This is a genomic window from Gilliamella sp. ESL0232 (assembly GCF_013346885.1).
In the GTDB taxonomy this organism is placed as follows: Bacteria; Pseudomonadota; Gammaproteobacteria; order Enterobacterales; family Orbaceae; genus Gilliamella; species Gilliamella bombi.
In genome coordinates, this window is the sequence record NZ_JAAEDW010000012.1 from 47,986 (window position 1) to 59,596 (window position 11,611).

Here is an 11,611-nt window from a genome sequence, read left to right on the forward strand (position 1 = left end):
GGATTAGCATGGCTGATTTGTTAAAAAGTACTTTTTTTCAAAAACTAATTGCATGGATGCCTGGATTAGGCAGTTTATTACAGTATAAACGAGAATATCTTAATTTTGATATTAAGGCTGGTTTATCAGTTGCTGCTGTTTCGTTACCTGTGTCAATTGCTTATGCTGAATTGACTGGTGTTGGCGCTATAGCTGGACTGTATTCGACCATTTTGCCTTTAATTGTATATGCGTTTTTTGGTTCTTCTAAACAATTGATTGTAGGACCTGATACAGCAACTTGTGCTGTAGTTGCCGCTGTTGTGTTACCTTTAGCGGCTAATGATCCAATATTGCGCTGGCAATTAGTTATTATATTAACAATAATGATAGGCATTTGGTGTATCATTGCTGGAAAGTTACATCTTGGTGCTTTAGCCGACTTGCTTAGTCAGCCTATTTTAATTGGTTTGCTTAATGGCATATCAATTACCATTATGGTCGATCAGTTAGCCAAGACCTTAGGCTTTAGCTACGATTATTCTTATTTGATTGAGCGAATAGTCTATTTCCCTTTTAAATTGTCAGAAATTCATATAGGCACTGCACTCGTTTCGTTTTTTACTTTGTCTATTTTAATTGCCTTAAAGCGATTAAAACCTCTATATCCTGCACCTTTATTAGCTGTTATTGTGATGACGTTTTTTTCGTGGGTGTTTAATTTTGAATATTTTAATATTCGTATTATTGGTAATGTTAGCAGTGATTTTATTCCTACCGAGTCATGGCTTGATTTTGATAAAGGATTAATGCGTGATTTAGTTGTTCCTTCACTTAATATTGCTATCATCTGTTTTGTTAGTATGATGATAACTGTACGCAGTTTTGCATCAAAAAATAACTATGAAACCAATGCCGATGTTGAATTTAAAGCGTTAGGTATAGCTAATATTGTAGCAGGGTTATCACAAGGCTTTGTTGTTAGTGGTACATCATCAAGAACGGCTGTAAATGATGCAAATGGAGGTAAAACGCAACTAGTTTCGATTATTGCAGCAATATTAATTGGTATTGTGGTATTGTTTTTCCTTTCGCCTTTACAATATATTCCAACTTGTGTGTTAGGGGTTATTTTAATATATTCTTCAATTTCACTCATTAATTTTCAAACCATCGTTCGCTTTTTTAAATTTGATCGAGACGCTTTTTATTTGAGTTTGATAACACTTATTTCAGTACTTGTTATAGGGATTATTCCTGGTATGGCGTTAGCGGTACTACTGGGGTTATTTTTATTTTTACGTCGAGTATTTAGACCTAAAGATCAGTTATTAGGTGTTGATGAAAGTGGTCGGATTCATTCCATAAGCCAAAATGTGCAACCGATCAGTAATACAATGATTTATCGATTTAATTCTCCGCTAACTTATTTCAATATCGCTTATTTTAAACGAAGAATTATCAGTTATATTGATGATTCTAGTGATCCAATAAGCTATGTTATTGTCGATGCAATCCCTTGTTTTACTTATAAAGATGTGAGTGTGCTGTCGGGAATTGATGAATTAGTGAAGTCTTTAAAAGTAAGAAATGTTACCCTAATTTTATCTGGTCGACGTAAAACACTTAAAAATTGGTTTAAACAGATGAATATTAAGCTTGATGATGAGTATATCGAGTTTGCTTATGATCTTTATTTTGCAGTTAAGTTAGCTCAAAGTAAGGGCCATATGGATAATAAAACTGATGATGAATCTGAACATTTATCATGACTACTCATCAAATATGTAGGATCTGTTTTAATTATCTGACATTTCTCAATTATTGACAGATAAAGTAATATTAATATAGACAATCGCCTACAAATTTAAGTACAATATTAGATCTTTCAAATAAAGTATTTTAGTAAAAAATTAGAGGTAAAAATGGCACGTGTAACTGTTCAAGATGCAGTAGAAAAAATTGGTAATCGCTTTGATCTCGTTCTTGTAGCAGCGAGACGCGCTCGTCAATTACAAGTGGAAAATAAATCACCACATGTTCCTGAAGAGAACGACAAAGAAACTGTTATTGCTTTACGTGAAATTGAAAATGGTCTTGTTAATAAACAGATTCTTGATATTGCTGATTTTCAAGCTCGTCAAAACAAAGAGGAAGAAACACGAGCAACACTTCATGAGTCGATTCTTCTCGAAAACACACCATCATACGAATAAGCTTTACAGGAATTGCTTATGCAATATTTTGATGGCTTAAAAGAGGTTGTAGCATCTTATCTTCCGTCTAAACAAGTCGAATTGATACAAGATGCTTATCTTTTTGCTAAAAATGCACATGAAGGGCAATTCCGATGTAGTGGTGAACCTTATATTACTCACCCAGTTGCAGTTGCAACATATCTAGCTGAGATGCGGCTTGATTATGAAACAGTTATTGCCGCACTTTTACACGATACTATTGAAGACACTCCTGTCACTTTTCAAGATATTACCGACAAATTTGGTAAACATGTTGCCATTTTAGTCGAAGGTGTCTCTAAACTTGATAAATTAAAATTCCGTAACAGGCAAGAAGCACAAGCTGAAAATTTTCGGAAAATGGTGCTTGCTATGACTGAGGATGTGCGTGTAATTTTAATTAAACTTGCTGATCGTACGCATAACATGCGTACACTTAGTGCTTTAAGACCTGATAAACGTCGTCGCATTGCTAAAGAAACCCTTGAAATTTACGCACCTTTGGCTCATCGTTTAGGTATCAATCACATCAAAACAGAACTTGAGATTTTGGGCTTTACAGCAATGCATCCAAATCGAGCTAAAGTGATTGAAAAAGTCGTTAAAACAGCGCGAAATACGCGAAAAGAGCTAATTCAACAAATTTTGTCTGAAATCCGTGGGCGATTACATGACGCTCATATTGATGCAGAAGTTACTGGTATCGAGAAAAATATCTATGTTATTTATCAAAAGATGAAACTACGTGAACAACATTTTCATTCTATCATGGATATTTACACTTTTAGAATTGTGGTAAAAGATGTTGATGGTTGTTATCGTGCTCTTGGACTGGTACATAATTTGTATAAACCACGTCTTAATCGTTTTAAAGATTATATCGCTATTCCCAAAGCAAATGGCTACCAATCATTGCATTCATCGTTAATAGGCCCTCACGGTACACCAGTTGAAGTCCAAATTCGTACCGAAGATATGGATCAAATGGCTGAAATGGGTGTTGCTGCTCATTGGGCGTATAATGCAGTTGATGAATTAAACAATACTACTGCGCAAATTAAAGCTCAGCGCTGGATGCAAAGCCTGTTAGAATTGCAACAAAGCGTAGGGAATTCTTTCGAATTTATCGAAAATGTTAAATCTGATTTGTTTCCTAAAGAAATTTACGTTTTTACTCCCAAAGGACGTATTGTGCAATTACCAGAAGGAGCTACCGCAGTTGATCTTGCTTATGCAGTCCATTCTGATATTGGTTATCAATGCATTGGCGCAATTGTTGATCGTAAACCTTATCCTTTATCACAACCATTAAGCAGTGGGCAAACAGTTGAAATTATTACTTCCCCTGAGGGCCATCCTAATGCTAGTTGGTTAAATTTTGTGGTTAGTGCTAGAGCGAAGTCGCGTATTCGTCAGGCGCTTAAAACTCTTAAGCGTGAAGATGCAATTGAATTGGGTCGACGTTTATTGAATCTTTCGTTAGTTAAATCAGGCGGTATTAGTGGACTGTCAGAAAGCCAAAAGGCTAGAGTGGTTGAGTTAGCCAAATTGTCCAATTTTGATGATGTCTTAGTCGAAATCGGATTAGGTAATATTATGAGCCATTTTATTGCCAAAGGTTTAGAACATAAAGCGCTGCTGCAAAATAAATCAGAGTCAAATAAAACTCTTGTTATTACTGGCAGTGAAGGAGTTTCTGTTACATTTTCTAAGTGTTGTCATCCAATTCCTAATGATCCTATTGTTGGGCATGTTAGTCCAGAGAAGGGGTTAATTGTGCATCATGAATCTTGTCGAAATGTTACTGGTTATCAAAATAATCCAGAAAAATATATCTCACTTAAATGGGCTCCCGATATTTCTCAACGTTTTGTTGCTGAAATTTGGCTCGATATTTTAAATACTCAGGGTTCTTTGGCGCATATACTTTCAATTATTAATGACGAAAATACTCGCTTGCAATGGCTAAATACCGAAGAAAAAGATAGGCAGATTTATACTGTTATTCTACAGATAGAAGTAAAAAATACCCAGCAACTTAATGAATTAATTCGTAAAATGTTACTACAACCTGATGTAGTAAGTGTTAAACGAAATATAAATTAGTCATTATGATAAATCGTTTTTTCGACCATTTGCCGTTGATAAAACTAACGGGGATTGGTGAAAGTCTAGAAAAAAAATTCAATACATTAGGTATCTATACCGTTAAAGATCTGTTATTGCATTTTCCTTTACGTTATGAAGATCGTACTTCATCTTGTGCTATTGCTGACGCCAATATTGGCGAATTTACGACAATTGAAGGTGTTATTATTAAAAGTGAAATTGCTTTTGGTCGCAAACAAATGCTAGTTTGTTACGTTCAAGATGATTCTGGTATTGCAATATTACGATTTATGCATTTTACTGCTAGTATGAAGGCTTCGCTAATTAAAGGTAAATGGATCAGTGCTTATGGTGAAATAAAACGCGGTAAAAATTATCTTGAAATAATTCATCCGCAATTTAAATTAAAAACAAGTCGAGACGAAAAATCTATCAAGTTAGAAGATGATCAAGAAAGATACACACCTATTTATTCAACTACTTATGGATTAACTCAGGCTGTGATTCGACGGTCAATTATGGCTGCGCTAATTTTGTTGAAAAATAATCCTTCAGAAGAAGTTTTACCTCCTCAGTTGGCTTATCGGTTTTTGTCGGCTTTTGATTCTTTAAATATTATTCACAATCCCCCCATTGATACTGAGATTGAACAGTTGGAGTCGGGTGATCACCCAGCTATTAAGCGGTTTATTTTTGAGGAATTGATTGCTTATCATCTGAGTATGTTAATGATAAAAAAACATAATCAAAGACAGCAGGCACACTTGTTTTCCCCAACTCAACGCTTGATCAACCCGTTTTTATCATCATTACCTTTCACGCCAACCCATGCTCAACAGCGAGTTGTGCAAGAGATTTATCTCGATATGGCAAAACCAGTACCTATGATGCGATTAATTCAAGGTGATGTTGGTTCTGGTAAAACATTAGTAGCAGCTTTAGCAGCGTTGAATGCAATTGAAAATGGTTGCCAAGTGGTTTTGATGGCACCAACAGAAATATTAGCCGAGCAACATTATAATAATTTTAGTACTTGGTTTGGGCCGTTGGGAATTAGTGTTGATTGGTTGTCAGGAAGATTAACCGCCAAAAATAAGCGACAGCGTTATGAGCGCCTTCAAAAGGGTGAAATTACTATGTTAATTGGTACTCATGCAGTATTTGTTGATAAAGTAGAATTTACCTCTTTAGGTCTTGTCATCATTGATGAACAGCATCGATTTGGTGTTAATCAACGCCTAAGTCTTTGGGAAAAAGGAATTAAAGATCATCTTTATCCGCATCAATTAATTATGACGGCAACGCCTATTCCAAGAACATTAGCCATGACCATTTATGCTGATTTAGATGTTTCTGTTATTGATGAATTACCACCCGGAAGAACACCAATTAACACAGTTGTAATACCTAATAATCGCCGAGATGAAATTATTGAACGTGTAAATCAAGCTTGCTTAGCAAACCGCCAAGTTTATTGGGTGTGTACTTTGGTCGAAGAGTCCGAAATACTTGACGCACAAGCGGCTGAAATGCTGGTTGCAGAATTGCAAATGCGTTTGCCGCATTTAAATATTGCGTTAGTGCATGGTAAAATGAAGTCTGATTTAAAACAATCAGTTATGCAAGAGTTTAAAGCAGGAAAAATTCAACTGCTGGTTGCTACAACAGTTATTGAAGTTGGTGTTGATGTTCCTAATGCTAGTTTAATGATTATCGAAAATGCAGAACGTTTAGGTTTAGCTCAGTTACATCAGTTGCGTGGGCGAGTTGGACGTGGCACGGCAGTATCTCATTGTGTATTAATGTATCAAGCTCCTCTAAGTAAAGTTGCTCAAGCACGCATGAAGGTAATGCGTGAAAGTACTGATGGATTTGTTATTGCCCAAAAAGATCTTGAACTTCGTGGTGGTGGTGAAATTTTAGGGACTCGGCAAATGGGTACAGCTAATTTTAAAGTTGTTGATTTGATTCGCGACCAGCATTTGATTAGTGAAATTCAAAATATATCTTATGACATCCAAAAAAACCATCCACACAGTGCTGAACAATTAGTTGATTGTTGGCTTCCAAATCGTGAAAAGTATATTAATGCATAAAACTTAGCTGATTTTTTCTGATAAGTTTTGAAATTATCAATCTGAATCATATCTACAAATTGTGTAACGGTTTATTGCATAGTAATTTGATGTGTAGAATGTAGTCTTGTACCTTTAATTTAATATATTTACTTATTTTATATATCTGTTTATGTTCGCATGATGATTTGCGCTTTGCAGCATTGTGCCTATCGTGTAATATAGATAGTATTATAAAAAATGGAAAGAATTGCGGATATTGTATGAAATCAACTATAAAATTACTCCCTATCTGTTTTGTTACATTGGCATTAGTAGGATGTGGATTAAAAGGTCCGCTTTATCATCCAGTTGAAAAAACAGCAATGCAACAAACAAAACTAACAACTGCTTCAATTCAATCTGGTTTATTTATTTAAATTGCATAATGGAATAACATGATGGATTTTTTAAATTATCAACAAAGTCGTTTATTTGCCAATCAGATAGCGATAGCGGATCTTGCTAAGCAGTATGGTACACCATTATATGTTTATTCGGCCGAATACATAAGTAAACAGTTTTTAGAGTATGAACATGCTTTGGTTAATAATAAACATTTGGTTTGTTATGCGGTTAAAGCTAATAGTAATTTGGCTGTTTTGAGTTTACTTGCAAAACTGGGTGCTGGTTTTGATATTGTTTCACAAGGTGAGTTAGAACGAGTATTAAAAGCAGGAGCAGATCCTAAAAAAATTGTCTTTTCAGGTGTTGCTAAATCAATAGTTGAAATTGAACGTGCGCTTGAAGTTGGTATTAAGTGCTTTAATGTTGAATCTGAGGCTGAATTATACCGAGTTGATGAAGTTGCTAAAAGATTAGGTAAAATTGCACCGATTTCATTGAGAATCAATCCTGATGTGGATGCTAAAACACATCCTTATATTTCAACAGGTCTTCGCGAAAATAAATTTGGTATTAGCTATGAGTTAGCTTTAAATGTTTATCGAAAAGCAAGCTCATTAGCTAACATTAAAATCGTTGGTATTGATTGCCATATTGGCTCTCAATTAACTCAATTGTCACCATTTCTTGATGCTGCCGATCGTATACTCGCTTTAGTTGATAAATTGCAATCTAATAATATTGTAATTGAACATATTGATTTAGGTGGAGGTTTAGGGGTCTGTTATGATAACGAACAACCACCAACAGCATCGCAACTTGTAACCGAACTTAAGAACAAATTAGTTGATTATCCTGATATTGAAATTTTGTTCGAACCAGGGCGTTCGATTGTTGCTAATTCAGGGTTGCTAATTACTAAGGTGGAATATACCAAACACCAAGATAATAACCATTTTGCAATTGTCGATGCAGGTATGAATGACTTAATTCGTCCCGCTCTTTACGATGCTTGGATGAGAGTGTTACCTGAAAAGCAACCACAAACTGGTGATGAATTTTTGGTCTATAATGTTGTGGGACCTATTTGCGAATCTAGCGATGTGTTGGCTTATCAGCGTGAGCTTTCGGTTAAACAAGATGATTTGTTGGTAATTTGTAGTGCTGGTGCTTATGGCTTTAGTATGGCATCAAATTATAATAGCCATTTACGACCAGCAGAAGTGATGCTTATTGATGATAAACAACATAAATTAATTCGCCAGCGTGAATCCTTCGATGATTTATGGCGAGGTGAAGTAGTTTTATAATATTTAACAGGTTATTGAATGCTTAATTATAATAGCATTCCTCTTTTAGTTGATGTTGGTAACCAGTTTAGACTAAAAGTTAAAAATAAAAACATGTTTGACAACAGAAGGTAAACTAGCGATGAACTTTTCAAAAATGCATGGACTCGGAAATGATTTTATGGTTATTGATGCTGTGACGCAAAATGTTCATCTTTCGACAGAAATGATTAAACGTATGGCAGATCGATATACTGGTGTCGGGTTTGATCAACTTCTTATTGTTGAGCCACCTTATGTACCAGATAGTGATTTTCATTATCGTATTTTTAATTCAGATGGTTCTGAAGTTGAGCAATGTGGTAATGGGGCTCGCTGTTTTGCACGTTTTGTTCGTTTAAAAGGCCTTAGCCGAAAACGAGTGTTAAAAGTTAGTACCATGAAAGGCAATATTGTTTTAACCGTAAATGATGATAATACTGTGCGTGTTAATATGGGACAGCCTATTTTTGAACCTAACAAAATTCCTTTCAAAGCTATAAAAGAAGAAAAAACTTATATAATCCGAGCACAAGAACAGACTATATTATGTGGTGTTGCATCTATGGGCAATCCTCATTGTGTTGTTCAAGTCGATAATATTCTAACCGCAGAAGTGGCAACACTAGGTCCGTTATTAGAACAACATGAACGCTTTCCTGAACGTGCCAATATTGGATTTATGCATATTATTGATCGCAATAACATTAATTTACGTGTATTTGAACGTGGGGTTGGCGAAACACAAGCTTGTGGTACTGGTGCCTGTGCCGCAGTAGCAGTAGGCATCAATCAAGGACTATTAAACCAACAAGTTAATGTCAATTTACCTGGTGGCAAATTATTAATTGAATGGAAAGGTGGAAATCAACCACTTTATATGACTGGACCTGCTACACATGTATATGATGGTTTTATTGCTACTTAACTTTAACATCATCCTCCCAATAGATTCTAAAACTTGTTGACAGAAAATAACAAGGCAAAAAACATTCAGGTTTGGTATTGATTTTATTGAAGTTTTTATCTTTAACCGAAAAAAACAGTAGAAACATGAGATAACACGGTAATACAATAGACGCTAATTATGGTTGGTAAAAATACACAAAATTTAAGAGTAAAAAAAGCTCGGCGATCGTCTTCATCATTAAAATTAAATGATGAAATCGTTTGTCAATATATTATTGATAATCCAGATTTTTTTATGAGAAATGCCCGGTATGTTGAGTGTATGCAAGTGCCTCATCCTGTCAGGGGAATGATTTCTTTACCAGAATGGAACATGGCGCGTCAGCGCAATAAAATTAACCAATTAGAGTGCGAAATTTCATTATTATTGGAACATGCCAGTGCCAACGAATTGTTGTTTAATCAGCTAATGGATCTGCAAATTGAATTAATTAAAGCACAGGATCTAAATCAACTTATTGTTTTATTAAACACATGGGCTAAATCATTAGGACTTAGTGGTGCTTATTTATATCTTTTTGGTGACAAATGGTTGCTTAATGCGCCATCAAATTACCATCATATAGCTTTAGATTCATCACAATTTGATTTTATTCGTGTTAGACATTTCCAGTACAGTCAACAGTATTTAGGTACATTAAATTCAACTGAGCTTGATTTTTTATTACCTGATGAACACGGTTATGTTGGCTCAGTGGCATTATCTTTGTTAGGTCAATTTGGTGATTTGGGGCTTTTAATGTTTACTAGTGCTAATTCCGAACATTATCAAGCAGGACAAGGTACATTATTACTTGAAAAAATGAGTGAAATTTTACCGATTTTAATTAGCAGATGGATTATGCGAACAAAATAAGGACATAGCATTATGCAGCCTAATAAAAATGATAATACGGCATTAAAGCTGCCTGTTGATCAATTTTTAAATTATTTAAAGTCAGAAAAGCAACTAAGCTTAAATACTCAGATTAATTATCGACGTCAACTTTATGCACTTATTTCGTTGGCAAGTGAAGTTGAAATCTCGAACTGGCAAAATTTGGATTCATCCGCAGTTAGATTGTTAATCAGTCGTAGCAAACAGACGGGCTTGCAAGCAAGAAGCTTATCATTAAGACTTTCTGCTTTGCGTAGTTTTTGTGATTGGATGGTAAAAAACGAGCTGCTTACCGCTAATCCAGCTCGAGGCGTGCTAAATCCAAAATTAGGTCAACACTTACCCAAAAATATTGATATTGACGAAATTAATCAACTGCTTGATATTGATCATAACGATCCTCTTTCTGTTCGTGACAGAACAATGCTTGAAGTTATGTATGGTTCTGGGTTACGCCTTTCTGAATTAGTCGGTCTTAACTGTCAAGAATTGAATCTTGTTGATGGTGAAATTCGCGTAATGGGTAAGGGGAATAAAGAGCGAAAATTGCCATTAGGTCGAGAATCTATCAAATGGATTAAACACTGGTTGTCAATGCGGAATTTTTTAACACCACAAGATGATGCTTTATTTATTTCCAAATTGGGTAAGCGTATTTCACCGCGAAATGTTGAAAAACGGTTTGCTCAGTGGGGAATCAAACAAGGGTTAAGCAGTCATGTTCACCCTCACAAATTACGTCATTCATTTGCAACTCATATGCTAGAATCAAGTGGTGATTTGCGTGCAGTACAAGAATTGTTAGGGCATGCTGATTTATCGACGACCCAAGTCTATACGCATTTAGATTTTTCGCATCTATCTGAAGTTTATGATTCAGCCCATCCACGCGCTAAAAGGGGAAAATAACGATGCACTTTTATCGATCTATTAATAAGATTAAAGCGTTTACTTTCGATCTAGATGATACGTTATACAATAACAGCATGATCGTTGAAAAAGCGGAAGACGAAATGATCAAAACTCTTCAAGGTTATGAACAATTGCGCACGCTTACTTTACCCGAATATTTTTCCGAAAAGCGTGCTGTACTTGCATCTGACCCTGAAATTTATCACGATGTTATTGTTTGGCGAATTCAAACCATTACATCGCTATTAAATAAAACTAATATACCAGCATCAAAATTTGCTGATGTCATCGATGAAGCAATGAGTTGTTTTAATGTTTGGCGGCACAAGATGAACGTTCCTGAATCAACGCATACACTATTAACTAAATTAGCCACTAAATATCCTTTGGCTGTTATTACTAATGGTAACGTTGATATTAACAAAATTGGCATAGGTGATTATTTTCAATTTTCACTACGTGGTGGTGAACATGGCCGTTCTAAACCTTTTCCTGAAATTTTTGATTTAGCATCTCACAAACTTAATATTCCATCACACTCTATTTTACATGTGGGTGACAATTTATTAACGGATGTTAATGGAGCTATTGATAACGGCTTTTTAGCTTGCTTTATTAATATTTATAATCAGGATATTTTTCAGCTTAATGATACTAGATGTTTACCTCACATCGAAATAACACAATTGCCAGAATTAGAGAATCTGCTATAATTAACCTCCTTATCTGTACAAATAAACA

At 35.1% G+C, this 11,611-nt stretch carries 10 protein-coding genes; all 10 read left to right on the forward strand.

Translation table 11 applies throughout. The features are described from left to right. Positions 1-8: 8 nt before the first annotated feature. The 10 genes from GYW75_RS11595 (at position 9) to yigB (ending at position 11,583) form a co-directional block, all read left to right on the forward strand. The gene (locus GYW75_RS11595) at positions 9-1,751 is read left to right on the forward strand and encodes a SulP family inorganic anion transporter (protein WP_202983980.1); all 1,743 of its coding nucleotides are present in this window, start codon (positions 9-11) and stop codon (positions 1,749-1,751) included. 153 nt (positions 1,752-1,904) lie between these two features. Then, positions 1,905-2,195 (forward strand): DNA-directed RNA polymerase subunit omega, encoded by a 291-nt coding sequence (rpoZ, locus tag GYW75_RS11600; protein ID WP_174799447.1) that lies wholly within the window; start codon positions 1,905-1,907, stop codon positions 2,193-2,195. Positions 2,196-2,213: 18 nt separating this feature from the next. After that, entirely contained in the window at positions 2,214-4,322 is a 2,109-nt protein-coding gene (spoT, locus tag GYW75_RS11605; RefSeq protein WP_174799448.1) for a bifunctional GTP diphosphokinase/guanosine-3',5'-bis pyrophosphate 3'-pyrophosphohydrolase, read from the forward strand. A gap of 5 nt (positions 4,323-4,327) precedes the next feature. Further along, a complete protein-coding gene (recG, locus tag GYW75_RS11610; RefSeq protein WP_174799449.1) occupies positions 4,328-6,421 on the forward strand; it encodes an ATP-dependent DNA helicase RecG in 2,094 nt (697 codons plus the stop codon). Positions 6,422-6,663: 242 nt separating this feature from the next. Beyond that, positions 6,664-6,819, forward strand: a complete 156-nt coding sequence (gene lptM, locus GYW75_RS11615) for an LPS translocon maturation chaperone LptM (RefSeq protein WP_141672655.1) — start codon at positions 6,664-6,666, stop codon at positions 6,817-6,819. A gap of 21 nt (positions 6,820-6,840) precedes the next feature. Then, on the forward strand, positions 6,841-8,094 hold the full coding sequence (gene lysA / locus GYW75_RS11620) for a diaminopimelate decarboxylase (protein WP_174799468.1): 1,254 nt from the start codon (positions 6,841-6,843) through the stop codon (positions 8,092-8,094). A 121-nt stretch (positions 8,095-8,215) separates the two neighbouring features. Next, positions 8,216-9,040 carry a diaminopimelate epimerase gene (gene dapF / locus GYW75_RS11625; protein WP_174799450.1) on the forward strand — a complete coding sequence of 275 codons (825 nt, stop codon included), beginning with the start codon at positions 8,216-8,218 and terminating at the stop codon, positions 9,038-9,040. 159 nt (positions 9,041-9,199) lie between these two features. Then, positions 9,200-9,937 carry a DUF484 family protein gene (locus GYW75_RS11630; RefSeq protein WP_174799451.1) on the forward strand — a complete coding sequence of 246 codons (738 nt, stop codon included), beginning with the start codon at positions 9,200-9,202 and terminating at the stop codon, positions 9,935-9,937. Between the two features lie 12 nt (positions 9,938-9,949). Further along, on the forward strand, positions 9,950-10,867 hold the full coding sequence (gene xerC / locus GYW75_RS11635) for a tyrosine recombinase XerC (RefSeq protein ID WP_174799452.1): 918 nt from the start codon (positions 9,950-9,952) through the stop codon (positions 10,865-10,867). Positions 10,868-10,869: 2 nt separating this feature from the next. After that, positions 10,870-11,583, forward strand: coding sequence for a 5-amino-6-(5-phospho-D-ribitylamino)uracil phosphatase YigB (gene yigB, locus GYW75_RS11640; RefSeq protein ID WP_174799453.1), 714 nt, complete (start codon positions 10,870-10,872; stop codon positions 11,581-11,583). The last annotated feature ends 28 nt before the right edge of the window (positions 11,584-11,611 follow it).

Coding starts and splice junctions, on each gene's coding strand:
- GYW75_RS11595 (WP_202983980.1), top strand. CDS start 9: ATGGCTGATTTGTTAAAAAGTACTTTTTTTCAAAAACTAATTGCATGG.
- rpoZ (WP_174799447.1), top strand. CDS start 1,905: ATGGCACGTGTAACTGTTCAAGATGCAGTAGAAAAAATTGGTAATCGC.
- spoT (WP_174799448.1), top strand. CDS start 2,214: ATGCAATATTTTGATGGCTTAAAAGAGGTTGTAGCATCTTATCTTCCG.
- recG (WP_174799449.1), top strand. CDS start 4,328: ATGATAAATCGTTTTTTCGACCATTTGCCGTTGATAAAACTAACGGGG.
- lptM (WP_141672655.1), top strand. CDS start 6,664: ATGAAATCAACTATAAAATTACTCCCTATCTGTTTTGTTACATTGGCA.
- lysA (WP_174799468.1), top strand. CDS start 6,841: ATGGATTTTTTAAATTATCAACAAAGTCGTTTATTTGCCAATCAGATA.
- dapF (WP_174799450.1), top strand. CDS start 8,216: ATGAACTTTTCAAAAATGCATGGACTCGGAAATGATTTTATGGTTATT.
- GYW75_RS11630 (WP_174799451.1), top strand. CDS start 9,200: ATGGTTGGTAAAAATACACAAAATTTAAGAGTAAAAAAAGCTCGGCGA.
- xerC (WP_174799452.1), top strand. CDS start 9,950: ATGCAGCCTAATAAAAATGATAATACGGCATTAAAGCTGCCTGTTGAT.
- yigB (WP_174799453.1), top strand. CDS start 10,870: ATGCACTTTTATCGATCTATTAATAAGATTAAAGCGTTTACTTTCGAT.